This window comes from Kitasatospora sp. NPDC002522 (assembly GCF_053595195.1).
On record NZ_JBSFXE010000065.1, the window covers coordinates 12,184 to 28,591 of the forward strand.

Here is a 16,408-nt window from a genome sequence, read left to right on the forward strand (position 1 = left end):
AGCGCCGTGCCCACGCGGTGGCCCGCCAGGGACCGGAAAGACCTGACTGTTCCGGCCCGTGCGGTCCCGCCGACGATGAAAGCCGCAGTTGACGGACTTTCGGTTGAAAGGGCACGACATGGACTGGGGACCACAGGGCGCTCATCCGAGCGGGTACGCGGCGGAACTGGCGGCCTTCATCCGCGAACGCAGCGGCGGCGGGCCGGCGGTGCTGTGGCCGGAACACGACCCGCAGATCGATGGCGCAGCCAGCCCCGGACAGGACTTCGGGTCGCGCCTGGCGCGGCGACTGGCGGTCCTTGCGGGCCAGGACGTGACGGAGCTTCCCGTCGCCGGGCAAGGCGAAGCCGACGTGCCTGTGGCGCTGGCCGCTGAAGAAGGCGATCTCCTTCTCGTCCAGGGCGCCGGTAGCAGCACTGTTCAGATCACGGTCGCCGGCGGGCCCAACGGAGTGCAGCGTCCCGTCCTGCGGTTGCTCGACGGGCAGGTGCTGTTCCTCCCCGACGGGGCGCTCGCGGTGCTGCACCGTGAAGCCGGTACCCGCCACGTCCTGTTGAGGATCGCGCCGCCGTCGCATGGCCCTGGGACTGTTCGCTGAACCGGCGCACGGCAGCACGCTGGGCGTAGGGGCGTCGGTCGGCTCGGCTGCCGGGCGACGCGGCAGGTCTGTCGCCGGGTGCGCGGACCGGGTCACCGCGGTCACCGGGTGTCCGAGCCTGTCCAGGGGTGTCCCGAACTGTGGCTCGCGGTCGGCCGACTCGCCCATTCTGGTGGAGGCCAAGGCCGGAGCGAACCGCTCACAGACCCCGCTGTCGCAGGTGGGAGCGGTTGACCCGGCCGTACGCAGCAGTGCGCTGATCACGCCGATCGGGCGGGCGCCCGGCTGCGTGTGATCGTCCGGACTCGCACCCCCATTCCCACGCGGACACCGATGCCGCAGTCACAGAGAGTGAGAACAGTCATGCGCAAGATCTTCGGGGCCACCATCGCCGGCCTGGCCCTGGCCGCCGGCACCCTGATGGGCGCCGGCTCCGCCAGCGCGTCGACCAGCGACACGTACCTTCCGGGAGGGGACTACCTCGAGACCTCGATCAGTGCGGGTGGCTGGTCCGGCCAGGGCGGCACGTCGTGCGCGACCGTGCAGTCGAACGTGCACCTGTACGGGAACAACCCCTTCTACGCCCAGAACATCAACAACACCACGACGCTCGACGCGTATGGCTACCACCCCGTCATCTCCTGGCGCGGCATGACCCGCAGTGGCGGCACTGTCGACACCAGCGTGACGGACTCCTACCACAACAGCTACGACTGGCGCTCCGACATGGGCGGCGCCGCGTGCATCAACACGACTGCCGGGTCCCTCACCGGCGTGGCGCGGGGCGAGGCGTACGTCCCGTCGCAGGGCGGCTGGTACTACGCCAACGCCAGCTTCTAACCCGCTATGAGGGGGTGCCGCCGGAACCGGCGGCACCCCCTCGTCTGAACGACAGGGAGGGATCTCAACCATGCCATCAAGAATGCGGAAACCGTTCGCGGCCCTCGTTGGAGCCCTTCTCTTGGCCGGTTGTGGCGCGGCCAAGGCTCCGCCGCCCCCGGAAGCTTCGCCGCTCTCGGATCTGGTGGGCGGCAACGGGCTCTACGTCTCCGCGCAGACATTCGCGACCGTACACTCCTCCGCGAGCGTCACCGACACGGTATACGACGAGCTGACGCTCAAAATGGCCGGCAAGCCTGTGCCCGACCCGTGGAAAACCCCGGCCGGGGCCACCGCCTTCAGTGACTTCGCTCGTCAACATCCGGTCTGGGGGCCATGGTTCATCTCCATGGCCGAGCAGGCGACCGGCAAGACGTCCGGCCTGCTCAACGCACAGTCCGTGCTGCCGATGTTCACCGAAGCGGGATACTTCTCCGAGCCGGGCGACAAGCCCGCCGACACGGCGGGAGAGACCGCCGAGACACAGGCTGCCCTGCAGGTACTCGCCGGATCAGGGCTGCACCTTCCCGCTCACGACGCAGAGCTCGCCGACCACTGGCTGCTGACGCAGGCAACCCAGATCCAGTACCCGGTCCAGGCATGCAACCTGGCCAAGACGTTCAGCTCCCTCCCGGCACCCACCCCGCCCAGCGTCGCCGCGTACGCAGACAACTGGATGGCCTCGCACCCGACAACCGGGCTGAAGGACATCACGGCACTCGCCGACACCTACGGCGCCACCTGCGCCGGCAAACCGTCGGACGAGACCAGAAGGCAGCTGACCACCGCACTGGCGCCCTACATCGACCGACCAGGCCAGAGCACGTCACTCCAGCGCTACCAGCTGACACAGACATGGTTGGCCCTAGGCAATGACGCAAGCCGCCTGACAGCCTTGTCGGCCGTCGCACAGTCCGACCTGGACAGCCGCGGCCTCGCCCGCGGCAAGTCCACCCTGTCGGGTGGACTGCTCCCCACCTACTTCGCGACGACGATCGAGCAGCGGCTCGGCCACGGCACCAACCCAGCGAACGAGACCGCAGTGTCCAAAGCGCTGGCATCAGTCAACCCGGGCACGGACCCCATCGACTACCTCGCCGCAACCGCGACGCTCTGCGAAATTCGCGCGTGCCATGTGGACCAGTCGGCTGTCAGCAAGGCCGTCTCCGCACTGCCAAGGCACATCGGCCAGGACGACGTCGAAACCTACGTCGACGCTGCTGAGATTCTGGGCACCCTGCGGATGAAATACCCCGCGGTCACCATCGACGATTTCGACAAGAGCACAGACATGGGCTTCTTCGGCCTGCTACTGCTCGCCCGGGCCGGATCGGACGCTGCCGACAAGCAATTGAGCACCGCCGAGATCACCGCCGCGTGGCGCGCCCACGGCGATTCGTGGGGCCTCCGCGAAATCAACGCCATGGTCCTCCTGCTGCAATCGCGGCATTCACTCAACCCCGAGATGTCAGGTGCGATACGCGAGCGGTATGACCGCTCGCGCGGATGCGCCGGACTGAGCGTGCTGTATGCGACAGACGCCAGCAGCACGGACCCAGGCTGTGACCTGTCCACGACGCTCGATGCCATTGAAGCAGTCGGATATGTCTCTCCGAGCATCTGATCGGCCCTGTCACGACGGCGATGCTGCCGCCCATGACCACCCCTGCTCACCTGTGTCGGCCCGTTCCGCCCTCTGTCGTGGCGGCGACCGCGGCCTCCAGCGCGACGGTGAGCGCGGTCAGCTCGGACGGGAAGTACCCGATGACCGTGGTGGGCATGTCGGCGGAGAGTGCGCACACCGCGATCAGTGCGAGGCGTTCGGCGGCGGTCAGGTCGGGCAGGGTCTCCTCGTCCCGGGTCTCGTGGGGGTGCGGGCTGACCAGCGCGCTCGGTGCCAGGCGGTAGCGCACCTGGCCCTGCGCATCGCCGTCGCCGCCCGGCACGATCGCAGTGCTGCTGGCCTCCTCGATCGCTTCGGCAGCCCGGCGCAGCGCGCCAGCGTGCGAGGCGTCGGTCTGCCGGTCGGCCAGGGCGTGCACCCAGCCGGCTGCGGCGGTGCCGGCCTTGCGGGCCCGCCTCAACGCCGCCTCCTCGAGGTCGTCGAGCTCGTACGGAGCGGTCTGCTGGAACGGGCCGGTGAGCACCGCGGTGTCGAAGTCGTTCACGCCGGGTTCAACGTCGGCCCGGACCGGCCGGTCGCGCCCGTATCCGGCCATCGCACTCCTCGCAGCTGGCGCACTTCCCGCACTTCTCGTACCCCTCCCGCATCGCCTTGCGTAGCCGTTGTGCGGGAGTGCGGACGGTTGCGTGGCGGCTGCGCGGTGCTTGCGGGGCGGTGTTGCGAGGCGTGCGGGACGGGGGCGTCCGTGCCCGGCCCTACCATGGCGATCATGGACACGGATACCTCCGTGCGGAGGAGTGAGGACGGCTCGGGCCGTACGTGCCGGGGGTGCGGCAAGGAGCTGCCGCCGCACACCGGACGGGGCCGGCCGAAGCGGAGCTGCAACCGGGCGTGCGAGTCCAAGGCGTACCGCCGGTCCGTCGCCGAGAAACAGCAGGACGTCCTCGCCGCCGCCCTTGTTCCTCCTCGCGGAGGTAATGACGGGGCGCCGGAGACGGAGCCGGCCCCGGGCGCCGCCAGGAGCTGCTCGACCTCGCCGACTCCGTGCACCGGATCGCCGCCCGGTTCCTGGAGCAGATCGACGCCACCGCCGCCGGGACCAGCGACGACGAGCGCGGCAACACCGCGCTGCGCCGCCTGGAGGACAGCCTCGCCGCCGTCACCGGCCGCATGGTCCGCACCGGTCACGTCGTGCGCTGGGAGATGGTCTACGAGCGCCGCGACCGGACTCCGGCCGCCCAGGTGCCCGGCCGGGAGCAGGCGCCCGCCACCCCGGCCGCACCCGCCCTTGCTCCTCCGCGCGGAGGTAATGGCGACGGCGGCACCGACGCCGCCGACGGCCGAATAGCTCCGCGAGGAGGTGACGGGCCCGCCGTCCCGCGCTCGCCCGCCGAGCGGCCGCATCGGCCCGCCGAACCGGTCGGCGGCCTGCCCGCCGGAGCCGGCCTCACTCCTCCGCGCGGAGGTAATCAGGCCGGCGGCAGCGCGACCCCGATACCTCCGCGCGGAGAAACAAGGCCCGCGGCGGCCGTCTCCCCGACCGCCCGGCAGCCGATCAGCACCCTCGTCCCGCCGGCCCGGCGAGGACTGGGCCCGCACACCTACGCCACCGAGCCGACCGAGCTCGGCGACGGCTGGGAGATGCGCGGCCGGGACGACCAGGAGCACCTGGCGATCGTCGTCCGCGACGGCTGGACGGTCGGCTGGACCGAGTACGGCATCCCCGGCACCGAAGGCTGGCTCGCCGTGGTCGGGGCCACCCGCCACGTCGTCGACGACCAGGGCCAACCCCTCCCGCACCCCACCGCCCGGCACGCCGCCGCCACCCGCCTGTTGCTGCCCGTCGTGCCGGACGTCCTGGACGCCCTCTACCGGCTGGAGGAACCGCTGCTGCTGACGCTGCGCCCGAACCCGTTCGTCTCCGGCGACGAGGGCGTGCCCATCCCGGGCGCGCCGATCGAGGACGTCGCCGCCGCGTACTACCGGGTGCTGGACGCGCTGCCGGAGGGCACGCCGGAGCTGGTGGACGAGAGGGAGGACTACCTGCCCGGGGTACCGGTGCTGGCCGGCGCCGACGGCCGCGAGCTCGTGCACCTGGTCGAGGTCGAGGTCGCCACCGCCGACCTTGCACTGCTCGGCGCGTTCGCCGACGCCCTGCAGCGCGCCGGCGGGCCCCGGCCGGGCCGCGAGTTCGAGGCCCTGGAGTCCGTCCTCGCCGACCTGGCCGATGACAGGGACGGTCAGTGGTGGATCCCCGGTGCGGACGAAACCGCCGTCGCGGCCTGGGCCCGACAGGCACTCTCCCCGGTCCTCCAGCAGCCCCTGAACGACCCGAGCGGCAGCCGACCGTGAGACGCTGACCGCCCTCGTCCGCCGCGCCCACGGCCAGGCCCGCATCGACCTCGACCAGCACGAGGAAGGCGCCCTGCTGCGCCTGGTCCTCGCGGCGGTCCGCGCCTCTACTGAGGACCCACACGACTCCGCGTTGGCGGTGTTCGCCGCTGGAGGGCGCTGACCGGCGGCGCGTTGTACGCCGTCCACTCCTGGCCCACAAGCCGCGGAAGCCGACCCTGCCGACCAGGCCAACGCGCCCGAACCAACAACAGGTGATCCGTGGCTGCCGTCACTGGCAACGCAGTTCGAAGAGCTTGACACCACAGGCCGACGACAGCTTCACTGTCCGCCGCTGTTAGACTCCAAATACCGTGATGCCGATGACACGGTTGGCCAGCGCATGCGCGGGTTGTGTACGGCGCGCGGAGTTGAGGAATCAGGAACAGGAACACGGCGCGCAGAAACGCCGCAGGGCCGCCCCCATCTCCATGAGTACGGCCCTACGACGCTCGCCAAGTGGGCATCACCTACCTTCGGTGGTTCTCCGTCACGTAGCCGCCGGAAGCTGCAACTTCCTTGGGCTACTGCTTGATCCGAGTCGGGTCGGTGCACGGGTTGCTGCCCGTGGCCGACCCGACCGCCGCCTCCGAGGAGGCTTCAACGCGATGCTGCGCCTGGTACGACTCGCACCGGGTGATCGTCACCAGGTCGGCCGTCGTGGCCTGCAACTCGTTGGTCGCCTGCACCAACACGATCGTCGCCCACACCAACGCCACGGTGGTGACCGCGTTGACGAAGGTGGTGGAGGTGAGCAGGTTGGTGCTGCGGATCAACTTGTCGTCGGGAGAACCCTGCTGACGCGTCATCGGAGTCGGCCCGGAGTCCGGGTTCGTCTTAGCGCCCATACAGGACTGCTCCATTCAATTGTTTTTGCGCACTCCAGGTTGGGCGACGGCACGGTGGTGCGCGCTGCCGCACCGCCGCTTGGAGCGGTACCACGGCACCCGGCGAACCGGGAGGAGCCGCCGGCGAGGGCAGCACTCGGCCTGGCACCGGCGGACCGGCACCCGCGGTCAGGAGGAAGCGGGCCCGCAGAAACGGGCACGTCTGAAGGCCGCACAGGCTGTTGCACTGCCACACCGGAGATTCCGGGTGGCACACCGTCGGCAGGTCCTCGGACTCCTCGGGCAACTCGCCCGATCACCGTTGCGGGGCAGTTCCGGACTCGAACCGGATTCCCCTGCGTCGACAGCGAGTCGAGCATACATGTAGTGACGGCCCGAGCTGGAAGCACCAGATGTAGTAGCGCGCCCCCTGTTCAGCCTAACGAGCCTCTGACCAGCCAAAACTGAAACGGCACCAGCTGACGGCGTGTTCGATCAGGCCGTTCGGTTCACCCCAAGAGGGGTCTCTGACCAGCGCAGACCGGCTCTGTCGAGCTGCTGCGCGACGCCGAGCCGGTGGTGAAGGTCGAGCTGCTGCGCGACGCCGAGCCGGTGGTGAAGGTCGAGCTGCTGCGCGACGCCTGCAGCCCGTCGGTCGAGATCTGGCAGGCCGAACAGCTGCTGCTGTTCGGCCGCCGCCGGGGCAGTCTTGATGCACCAGTCGTGGCTGATCCGCCAATCGAGGGTGGCCTCCCATAGCTCCGGGAGGAGGTGATCGCTGTGGCAGTCGATGCCCCCACAGCTCACCCTCGCCCACTACGTCCTCCATCCCGTTTCACGCCCACTCCACGCCGTGCTCGGCAAGCTGCGCGAGCTGACCCGCGGTCAGCTTCTCTCGCCGGCTCTTGGTGTTCGTCAGCCACGCCCCCAGGCCCACGTCGACCATCTGCACCTGGTCCTCTCCACCCGGCCCGGTCGACACCAGTTCCAGCCGCTCGCGGTGGGTGCGCCTCGGCCGCGCATGGCCCTCCCGCTGCACGAACTGGGCGAGCGCCGCGACCCCGTGGGCGAACCGGTCGGCCTGCGAGATCCGGGGCCGCGCCGCCGCCCGCTCCGCCTTCACCGCCGCAGCAGCCACCAGCTCGGGCTCCGCCTCGATCCCGATCGCCGCGAGCAGCTCCTGCTGCTCCTCCACCAGCCCCGGGTGGCCGGCCCGTTGCGCCAGCACCCACCGCCCGAGCTGCTCCCCCTCGAACACCGTGGACTCGGGCAGGTGTGCCCAGTCCACCTCGCCGTCCCACTCCAGCCACCAGGCCCGGGCCGCGGCGTAGGCGCGCTGCCAGGTGATCGGCCAGGCCGGGCACCACCACGGGTCGATCTCCTCCAACGCCCGCCGCCGCTCCGGTGAGAGGGCCCCCGGCTCGCCCGCCGGCACCTCCGCCGCGGTACGCAGCGACACCAACCAGGTGCCGAGCTGGTAGCCGCCGATCGACGCCCGCGCCGGCGCCGCCAACGACCCCCCGTGCTCGGCCGCCCACACCCGCGCCCACGACAACCCGGCCTCGAACCGGGCGTCGGACACCGACCACACCATCCCCATGCCGTCGAGCTGCTCCACCCGGTAGTCCGGCAGGTCGCCGTTCGCCCGGTCGGAACGCCTGTCCGACAACCACTTGCCCAGCGGATAGTTCCCCTGCTCACCAACCATCTGCGCATACGGGACGTCGAGCGATCCGTGTTCCTCGAACCACTTCTGACAATGCCCGATCGCCTCCCGCCAATACGCGTTCTCACCCGTCAGCACCCGCGTGGCCACGAACAGGGCGAGGACGTCCGCACTCACCTCGCTCTGGAACCGCACCGGCAGGGTGAACGCCCCCGCCACACCACCACCCGCGCCCCCTTCAGCGCCCTCACCAGGCGCGGAAGCCCACTCCGCGCTGCGCCCGTGAGTCCGGCGACCGCCGTTCTGCGGCACCGCGAGGGCCTCGACCACCCGCGCGTCGTGACTGCGCAGCGCCGCCAAGATGCGAACGAGCGGGCCATAGCTGTCCGACTCCAGAATGTCTCCGGGTTCCTCGCCCTCGCGCAGGAAGACCGGCACGATGATCCGCGCCAACTTCCCCTCGCCGGGCTTCATGCGCAGCGCTCGGCCGACGGCCTGGACGATATCGACCATGCTTCCCCGGCCCTGGAGAAGAATGGAGTCACATCCCGGCAGATCAACGCCCTCGCCGAGGACCCGGCAATTCGCCATCACCCGATACGTCAGACCGTCGTCCGCCGCGGTCCTCCCGAAATCGCTCAGGATGTCCTTCCGGTAGTCCACCGGATGCTCCCCGGACAGCCACTGCGACCACACCTCCGCCGGGTATGCCCCGGGGTTTTCGAGATGGAGGCGCTCGGCGGTCTGGTTCAAGGTCTCGGAGAAGTACTGGGCCTCCAGCGTCCGGGTGTGAAAGGTGATGGTGCGCTCCAGGCCGAGCTCGGCCGCGGTCTTCAACAGGCCGGCCTGGATCGCGGCGATCCGCTCCACCGGCACCGCGTCCTGCGACCCGTCCTTCGCCTCACCGGCACCCGGCCCCCACGGCACCGGCTGCTGCCTCGCGGCTTTGCGGTCGGAGAGCGGGTCGCGCAGCTCCAGCACCACGATCTCGAACGGCGCCAGCAGCTCCTTGTCGACGGCCTCCGCCAGCCCCAGCGTGAACACCTGACGCCCGAACAGACGCTGATCGTCCATCGAGACGGCCAACTCCTCCGTCAACGGCTGATACGCCCCCTCACGGCCCCTCACACGACTCTTCGGCGGCATCCAGATCCGCGGCGTCGCCGTCATGTACAACCGCCGCGCGGCCGGGATCTCGCTCTGGTGGTGCACCAGCGTCCAGCGCTTCTCCGCCGAACCCGACGAGCGGTGCGCCTCGTCACAGACCATCAGGTCCACCGCCGCCAGCGCCTCGCCCTTCACCTCCGCCCACGCCGCATACGCGTCCGCGACGGCCCCCGCCGACGCGTACGTCGCGAACAGCGTCAACGGGCCCCGCCGCTCCGCCATCCACCGGCCGATCACCAGCGGGTGCGTGGACGCCGGCATCCCGGACGGCAGCTCCGAGTCCACCAGCGAGCACACCGCCGCCACCGCCCCCTTGCGGCCGGCCTCCCGCCACGACGCCGCCATCTGCACCAGCAGATCCAGCGTCGGCACCACCACCAACACCGCCCCGTGCGGCGCCAGCCGCTGCGCGGCCACCGCCCCCACGAACGACTTCCCGGTCCCCGTGGCCATCTGCACCGTCACCCGCAGACCGCCAGGGGTGACCTGACCCGGACGGAGCGTCAGCCCTCGCACGACCGCCGCGACCGCCTCCTCCTGATGCGCCCGCAACCGCACCGGCCCCAACTCCCGGCCCCGCACCAGCTCACCCACCACCGCGATCGTCACCCCGCCACGCTACGCGCCCGCTACCGCCCCGATCACCGCACAGCCAACCGGAGCCGCGCCGGCGCCGGGACTGCACCCGGCCCTGGTAGCTGCTCAGGCCCCTCCACCCCGCCCCGCCTGCCGGTATGAGGCGGCGAGGTTGGCGTGGGCGGTGAGGGTGTCGGGGTGCTGGTCGCCGAGGACGCGTTCGCGGTCGGCGAGCACCCGCTCCAGCAGGGCGATGGCCTCCGCGGTACGGCCCGCATCCGCGTAAGAGATAGCGAGGTTGGCGTGGGCGGTGAGGGTGTCGGGGTGCTGGTCGCCGAGGAGGCGTTCGCGGTCGGCGACCACCCGCTCCTCGATGGCGATGGCCTCTTCAGGTCGGCCCGCCTGAAGGTAGGAGCTGGAGAGGTTGTGGCGGGCAGTGAGGGTGTCGGGGTGTTTGTCGCCGAGGACGCGTTCGGCATCGGCGATGAGGCCGTGCCAGTGGTCGACGGCAGCGGTGTAGAGACCGGCGTCGTTCAGGCTGGCGCCGGCCTTGTAGAGGACCGGGTGGCCGGCGGGCTGCCAGAGGAGGTCGCCTGCGTGGGCAGCCAGGGTGTCGGTGTTTGCGCGCAGGACCGCAGTGAGGTCGGATGCGGTGTGGTTCTGCTGTGGCCAAATCTCCACAAGGGCGTCAGCGGTCGCACGGACGGCTGCGGGGTGGTCGGCCTGGGGGGTGGTTTCGCGGGCGGCGCGGGCGGTGAGGGCGTGTACCCGCGCCCGGCGGTGGCCGTCGCGGGTGTCGCTGGTAAGCAGGCCGTACTGGTGGAGCAGGCGTAACACGGCCAGGGCCTGGCCGGGGGCGACCGAGGCTGGTTCGGGGGCCGCCGCGGCGCGTGGTGTTCGGTGGTTGGCGAGGTGCGCGGCGACGGCGGTGGTGGTCCAGAGCTGGTGGGGGTGGCCGGCGGGGTCGAGGAGGGCTGCGAGGCGGATCGCGGGAATGGCGAGGCCGACGGGTTCGCGGAGTTGGGCGGCTTCGAGGGCGAGTAGCAGGGAGGCCGTGACCTGTCGGCCGTAGCCGTCGCCGTCCGCGCCCGCGGGCATGAGGGCGTCCAGACGCTGGGCCTCGTCGCGGTCGGTGAACCGGCGGAGGTACACGCCGCTCGTGATGTCTTCGTTGATCATGTAGGCGGCGGCGTGGGCCAACGCGAGCGGCAGCAGGCCGAGCGCCTCGACCAGGTCGCCGGCGCGGTCGTCGAGGAGGTGGTCCGTCCCGGCCTCGGCGAGGCGCTCGCGGAGGTAGTCGAGGGCTTCGTCCTCCGTGTAGAGGCCGATGTCGATGAGTGCGCGGCCGGCGCCGGACAGGTATGCGCCGCGGCGGCGGGTGGTGGCCAGGACCCGGCCGCTTCCGCCGTCGGCGGGTGGGCGGGGCCACCAAGGGTTGGTGCCTTCGAGGTCGGTGAGGTCGTCGAGGACGACCAGCCAGGTCCGGTTGGTGACGGACAGCCAGGCCAGGAACGCGTGCGCGTCGGCCTCGGCGTCCTCGCCGCCCGTGTTCGGTGCCCCGACCTTCTGGGCGGCCTGGGCGTAGGCGGTGGTGATCCGGGAGGTCTCGGCGGCGTCCACCCACACCAGCACGTCCACGCCCTCCGCGTGGGCACGGTGGGCGTAGGAGGCGGCGAGCTGGGACTTGCCGACGCCTCCGCCGCCGGACAGCACCTGGGTGAGGACCACGGTGCCATGCCGCTCCCGGGCCCGGTCGATGGTCGCCTGCAGTTCCTCGCGGACCTGGAACGCGGACGCGAGTGGCGGCACCACTCCCACTCGGACCGGCTGCCGCACCGGCACCGCGGTCGGCAGCGGGTAGTTGTTGTTGATCGTCACCGGTCCGTGGATGTTGCCCGTCGCGACCGAGCCGTTGTCCGCCGAGATCGTGGCGTCCCCGACGACCCGCACACCGGGAACAGGACCCGGGACCGGTCCGGCCGGATCGCCACCGCGCTGTCCGTGGCCGGTTCCTGACGGGGTGTCAGGCCTGTGCTCGTCCTGCCCGCCCCACCCTGCCGAGCTGTCGGTAGCCACCCGTGTCCCCACCCCCGCACGCCGCGGACACCCCAACCCGTCCGCCCTGTCGATGGAGCGTAGCGCCGGCCTACTGCAGCCGGTGCCCGATCCGCCGCACCTACAGGAACCAGACCTACGCCACCGAGATGCCGCTACCAGTCGCCGTCCCGAACGCCGTGTAGCCGGTCTCGGCGACCTCCGTGTCGGAGACCAGCCCGCCGGTGTCCGGGTCCGCGAACGCCTCGGGGTAGCGGATCGGCGTCCAGGTGTCCTCGCCGATCGTGCTGACCATCGGCAGCCTTGCCCCGCCGCAGCCTCACCGCCGCGATCACCGGGCGGGCCAGCGGGGTGCCGAGGGTGGCCAGGATCGGGTGCAGCGTGCGCACGCCCTTGAACCGGCCGACCTCGGCGCCCTGCTCGGCGCGCCCGTAGACACAGCGGTGGGTGGGGTCGATGTCCACGAGCGCCACCCTGCCCAGCCGGGCAGCAGCGGGCTGTCTCGCGTGAGACGGGCGAGGAAGTCCCGGTGCACCGCGTGGAGTTGGCGGTTGTGCCCGTGCGTGAACGTACGCAGGAAAGTGCCCAGCGTGGAAGCGCGCGCACCCCGCCGAACAGCCGGCCCATCGCGCCGTGCCGCAGCCGATCGGTGTCGTGGACGGAGTCGGCCCCGGCGCACACGCCATACGCGACGAGTACGCCGAGCGTTACATGGGGCGCCTGGTCGCGGGCGCCGGAACGGCACGCCTGCGCGAGGTCCGCGGCGAACGGGCCCGCTGCCTGCGCCGCCTGGTCCTCCGTTACGCCTGAGTCGGCCGGCCGCCCGGCTCGCCGTGACGCGGGCGCGGCCCCGCCACCGGCCCTACGGCGAGCCGGGCGACTCTCGTTTAGCTGCTCGCTTGGGTGCTCGTTTAGCTGCTCGTCTACCCACTCGTTTGGCTGCTCGTTTAGCGTTCGGACCGATCCAGCGGAGGCACGCATCGCCGCAGCTCAGACCAAGTTTCCGGAGAACTCACCGGGCCGACATACCTCTCCTGGGCCCCGGCCTGCTCTGTGGGTGGGATGGGTGGTGGTGGGTGGGGCCGGGTCGGTCTCCGGGACGGGCCGCTCACCGGCGCTCGGCCTCTTCTCCTGCGACCGCCTGGCGGCGGCCGCGGCGGTGGTGGTGAAAGCCGGCGGCACGGCCGAGCAGCAGGTGTCGGACGACGTCAGAACGTCAGTGGGTCGCGACGTGAGATGTCAGTGATCGGCGATCTGAGGCACGAGAAGTGACGGTCACGAGGACCAGCCGTGCGGCAACACGCTCCTCGGGTCTACCTGGCGCTCGCCTATGCGGGGACAGTCCCCCAGGGGGTGCTCAAAAGGGCCATCGCCGAGGGGCGAGAGGCACAGGCTCAGTGCAAGTCGCAGGAGGCCATGCAGCCGGACGGGCCGGGCGGGTCCTTCGCGGTCCCCCCCAAGAGCATCAGGCCAAGCACGATCACCGCCAGCACCACGGCCATCACCGTTCCCGATACGTCGCGTCCGCCATTCGGTCCGTCGGCCACCGTGACCACCTCCCCGCCGTCCTTCCATGAGAGGGGCTGTGAGGGTGTGCGGTCAAGGGGGCGGTCAGGCGGAGAGCCGGCGTTCGAGCGGGGTGTGGAACCGGGGGTGACCTGGTGGCGCCGGGGCGGGCTGTTCCGGTGTCCAGCCCACTGACGTTTTCATGTCCAAGGACACCCCACACTCAGCACAGCCAACCTGCGCCACGCCGATGCCGGGACCATCCCCGGTGTCCCTAGTGCCTGCTCACGCCCCTCCGTCCCGTCCCGCCTGCCGGTAGAAGCTGGTGAGGTTGTTGCGGGCGTTGAGGGTGTGGGGGTGTTGGTCGCCGAGGATGTGTTCGCGGTCGGCGACCACCTGCTCCTCGATGGCGATGGCCTCCTCAGTACGCCCGGCCTGCCAGTAGGAGGTGGCGAGGTTGCTGCGGGCGGCGAGGGTGTCGGGGTGTTGGTCGCCGAGGATGCGTTCGCGGTCGGCGACCACCTGCTCCTCGATGGCGATGGCCTCTTCGGTTCGGCCCGCCTGCCAGTAGGAGTAGGCGAGGCCCACGCGGGCGGTGAGGGTGCCGGGGTGTTGGTCGCCGAGGAGGCGTTCGCTGTGGGCGACCACCCGCTCTAGCAGGTCGATAGCGTCGGCAGTGTGCCCGGCCTGCCGGTAGAAGCTGGTGAGGTTGTTGCGGGCGTTGAGGGTGTGGGGGTGTTGGTCGCCGAGGATGTGTTCGCGGTCGGCGACCACCTGCTCCTCGATGGCGATGGCCTCCTCAGTACGCCCGGCCTGCCAGTAGGAGGTGGCGAGGTTGTTGCGGGCGGTGAGGGTGTCGGGGTGATGGTCGCCGAGGAGGCGTTCGGCGTGGGTGACCATGTGGTGCCAGTGGGCGATGGCGGTGGTGTAGAGGCCGGCGTCGTTCAGGCTGCTCCCGGCGGTGTAGAGGACGGGGTGGCCGTCGGGTTGCCAGAGGAGGTCGCCGGCGTGGGCGTGGAGGGTGTCGGTGTTGGTGCGTAGGACGGCGGTGAGGTCGGGGGCTTCGTGGGTGTGTTCGGGCCAGGCGTCCAACAGGGCGTCTGCGGCAGTGCGGACGATGGTGGGGTGCTCGTCCTCGGGGGTGGTTTCGCGGGTTGCGCGGGCGGTGAGGGCGTGAATGCGTACGGCTCGGTGGCCGTGGTGGGTGTTGCTGGTGAGGAGGCCGTACTGGTGGAGGAGGCGGAGGGCAGCGAGGGTCTGGTCGGGCGTGACCGGGGCCGGTTCGGGGGTTCCGGGGGAGGGCGGGGTGCGGTGGTTGGTGAGGTAGTCGGTGACGGCGTCGGTGGTCCAGAGCTGGTGGGGGTAGCCGGCGGGGTCGAGGAGGGCGGCGAGCCGGATCGCCGGTGTGGCAAGGCCGACGGGTTCGTGCAGTTGGGCGGCGTCGAGAGCCAGTAGCAGGGAGGCGGTGACCTGGCGGCCGTAGCCGTCGGCGTCCGCGACCGTTGGCATGAGGGTGTCCAGCCGGCGGACCTGATCGCGGTCGGTGAACCGGCGGAGATTACTCGCCGCTCGTAACGTCTTCGTTGATCATGTAGGCGGCGGCGCGGGCCAACGCGAGCGGCAGCCGCCCGAGCGCGTCCACCAAGGCACCCGCGCGGTTGTCGAGGAGGTGTTCCGCCCCGGCCTCGGCGAGCCGCTCCCGGAGGTAGTCAAGTGCTTCGTCGTCCGTGTAGAGGCCGATCTCGATGAGGGCGCGGCCGGCGCCGGACAGGTAGGCGCCGCGGCGGCGGGTGGTTGCCAGCACCCGGCCGGTCCCGCCGGCTGCGGGAGTGCGGGGCCACCACGGGCCGGTGTTCTCGATGTCGGTGAGGTCGTCTAGGACGACCAGCCAGGTCCGGTCGGTGACGGCCAGCCAGTCGAGGAACGCGTGGGCGTCGGCCTCGGCGTCCTCGCCGCTCACACCGGTGGCCCCGACCTTCTCGGCGGCCTGGGCGTAGGCGGTGATGATGCGTGAGGCGTCGGCGGCATCGACCCACACCAGCACGCCCACACCCTCACCGTGCGCCCGGTGGGCGTAGGAGGCGGCGAGCTGGGATTTGCCGACGCCTCCACCGCCGGCGAGGACCTGGGTGAGGACCACGGTGCCGTGCCGCTCTCGGGCTCGGTCGATCTTCTCCCGTAGCTCGGCGCGGGGCTGGAACGCGGTGGCGAGTGGTGGCAGGGCACCGACCCGGACGGGCCGGATCGGCATCGGGAGGGCGGCCGGAGCGGCGTAGTTGTTGACCGTCACGTTCCCGTGGACATCGCCCCCCACAGCGGCCGAACCGTGGTCCGCAGAAACCGAGAGGTCCCTGCTGGCGTGCGGGGCGGCCCCGGAACCGGGTGCGGCTGCCCCGTCCTGTCCGGGTTCCTGCTCGCCGTCGCCGTGCTGTGCCGCCGAACTCCCGGTACTCACTCGCACCCCCAAGCACACCGCCGAGGACCCCGTCCCCGCCCCTGCGAACGCAGCGTAGCGCCGCACGACCACCGCGGTGAGCTATTCGCCGGGGACCATCCGCTCCGCGATGAGACCGTCCCGTCGAAACTCCGCACCAGAAAATCCCAGACCGCCCCCAGAAAGACGGAACCCATGCCTCGCGGGATTCAGCAGCAGTGAATTCTGAACCTAACCGGACCGGAATTCCGTAGAGCATGCAGCAGATCCCGACCCGGCTACCACCACACCCAGACGAGGACCTCGAACCAGACGGGATCGCGTGACAAAATAAGTGAGACACGCAGACATCGGGGCGGGCCGCACACTCCATGACCACCGGAGACAGGCCCACCCCGATCCCCGTCGGATAGTGACCCACCGTCACTATCCGACGGCCCGTCACCTCACCAGGGCGGCCACCCCCGTCCCCAGTCAGCTCCGGCCGCCAGGCCGGACCAGCCTCAGCCACAACACCAGCTGAACATGTGATCCCGCCTCAGGCACCTCGGGCCGCCGGAGCGAAGCGGAGAGCGGCCAGGCCGAGCGCGAAGCGCCGGCCGCGACCGGGCGAAGCCCGGACGCAGGACACGCGCAGCGGGTCCCGGTCGCGCAACGCGCCACCGCCCCGCCCCCAAGGCGCGCG

14 protein-coding genes and 1 riboswitch are annotated in these 16,408 nt (G+C 71.1%); of the genes, 6 read left to right on the forward strand and 8 right to left on the reverse strand.

Translation table 11 applies throughout. From position 1 onward, the window contains the following. The first annotated feature begins 103 nt into the window (after positions 1-103). The 3 genes from ACWD4U_RS32710 to ACWD4U_RS32720 all read left to right on the forward strand — a co-directional run bounded on the left by ACWD4U_RS32710 (position 104) and on the right by ACWD4U_RS32720 (position 3,101). Positions 104-598, forward strand: a complete 495-nt coding sequence (locus tag ACWD4U_RS32710) for a hypothetical protein (protein ID WP_363461102.1) — start codon at positions 104-106, stop codon at positions 596-598. Positions 599-961: 363 nt separating this feature from the next. Next, complete coding sequence (locus tag ACWD4U_RS32715; RefSeq protein WP_363461100.1) at positions 962-1,438, forward strand: hypothetical protein; 477 nt, start codon at positions 962-964, stop codon at positions 1,436-1,438. A gap of 82 nt (positions 1,439-1,520) precedes the next feature. Beyond that, a complete protein-coding gene (locus ACWD4U_RS32720; protein ID WP_363461098.1) occupies positions 1,521-3,101 on the forward strand; it encodes a hypothetical protein in 1,581 nt (526 codons plus the stop codon). Between the two features lie 46 nt (positions 3,102-3,147). On the opposite strand, the gene ACWD4U_RS32725 is transcribed toward ACWD4U_RS32720, so the two are convergent. Then, a complete protein-coding gene (locus tag ACWD4U_RS32725) occupies positions 3,148-3,696 on the reverse strand; it encodes a hypothetical protein (RefSeq protein ID WP_363461096.1) in 549 nt (182 codons plus the stop codon). A 449-nt stretch (positions 3,697-4,145) separates the two neighbouring features. On the opposite strand from ACWD4U_RS32725, the gene ACWD4U_RS32730 reads away from it, so the two are divergent. Further along, positions 4,146-5,453 (forward strand): hypothetical protein, encoded by a 1,308-nt coding sequence (locus ACWD4U_RS32730; protein ID WP_363461094.1) that lies wholly within the window; start codon positions 4,146-4,148, stop codon positions 5,451-5,453. Positions 5,454-6,016: 563 nt separating this feature from the next. Here ACWD4U_RS32730 and ACWD4U_RS32735 read toward each other — a convergent pair. After that, positions 6,017-6,340, reverse strand: coding sequence for a hypothetical protein (locus tag ACWD4U_RS32735; RefSeq protein WP_363461092.1), 324 nt, complete (start codon positions 6,338-6,340; stop codon positions 6,017-6,019). 243 nt (positions 6,341-6,583) lie between these two features. Further along, positions 6,584-6,700, reverse strand: a riboswitch (cobalamin riboswitch). Positions 6,701-6,895: 195 nt separating this feature from the next. Here ACWD4U_RS32735 and ACWD4U_RS32740 point away from each other — a divergent pair. Then, entirely contained in the window at positions 6,896-7,078 is a 183-nt protein-coding gene (locus ACWD4U_RS32740; protein ID WP_363461090.1) for a hypothetical protein, read from the forward strand. Between the two features lie 76 nt (positions 7,079-7,154). Here ACWD4U_RS32740 and ACWD4U_RS32745 read toward each other — a convergent pair whose 3' ends face one another. The 3 genes from ACWD4U_RS32745 to ACWD4U_RS32755 form a co-directional block, all read right to left on the reverse strand. Further along, positions 7,155-9,761, reverse strand: coding sequence for a DEAD/DEAH box helicase (locus ACWD4U_RS32745; protein WP_363461088.1), 2,607 nt, complete (start codon positions 9,759-9,761; stop codon positions 7,155-7,157). A 93-nt stretch (positions 9,762-9,854) separates the two neighbouring features. Next, positions 9,855-11,678, reverse strand: a complete 1,824-nt coding sequence (locus ACWD4U_RS32750) for a tetratricopeptide repeat protein (protein WP_363461087.1) — start codon at positions 11,676-11,678, stop codon at positions 9,855-9,857. Between the two features lie 241 nt (positions 11,679-11,919). Beyond that, complete coding sequence (locus tag ACWD4U_RS32755) at positions 11,920-12,078, reverse strand: hypothetical protein (protein WP_363461085.1); 159 nt, start codon at positions 12,076-12,078, stop codon at positions 11,920-11,922. A gap of 338 nt (positions 12,079-12,416) precedes the next feature. Between ACWD4U_RS32755 and ACWD4U_RS32760 the strand changes: the two genes are divergently transcribed. Beyond that, positions 12,417-12,593 (forward strand): hypothetical protein, encoded by a 177-nt coding sequence (locus ACWD4U_RS32760; RefSeq protein ID WP_363461083.1) that lies wholly within the window; start codon positions 12,417-12,419, stop codon positions 12,591-12,593. A gap of 584 nt (positions 12,594-13,177) precedes the next feature. Here the strand turns inward: ACWD4U_RS32760 and ACWD4U_RS32765 are convergent. From ACWD4U_RS32765 to ACWD4U_RS32775, 3 genes are all read right to left on the reverse strand, one after another. Beyond that, the gene (locus ACWD4U_RS32765; protein ID WP_209415702.1) at positions 13,178-13,339 is read right to left on the reverse strand and encodes a hypothetical protein; all 162 of its coding nucleotides are present in this window, start codon (positions 13,337-13,339) and stop codon (positions 13,178-13,180) included. A gap of 235 nt (positions 13,340-13,574) precedes the next feature. After that, positions 13,575-14,798 carry a tetratricopeptide repeat protein gene (locus tag ACWD4U_RS32770; protein WP_363461081.1) on the reverse strand — a complete coding sequence of 408 codons (1,224 nt, stop codon included), beginning with the start codon at positions 14,796-14,798 and terminating at the stop codon, positions 13,575-13,577. Between the two features lie 49 nt (positions 14,799-14,847). After that, positions 14,848-15,579 carry an NB-ARC domain-containing protein gene (locus ACWD4U_RS32775; RefSeq protein WP_363461079.1) on the reverse strand — a complete coding sequence of 244 codons (732 nt, stop codon included), beginning with the start codon at positions 15,577-15,579 and terminating at the stop codon, positions 14,848-14,850. Positions 15,580-16,408: the final 829 nt, after the last annotated feature.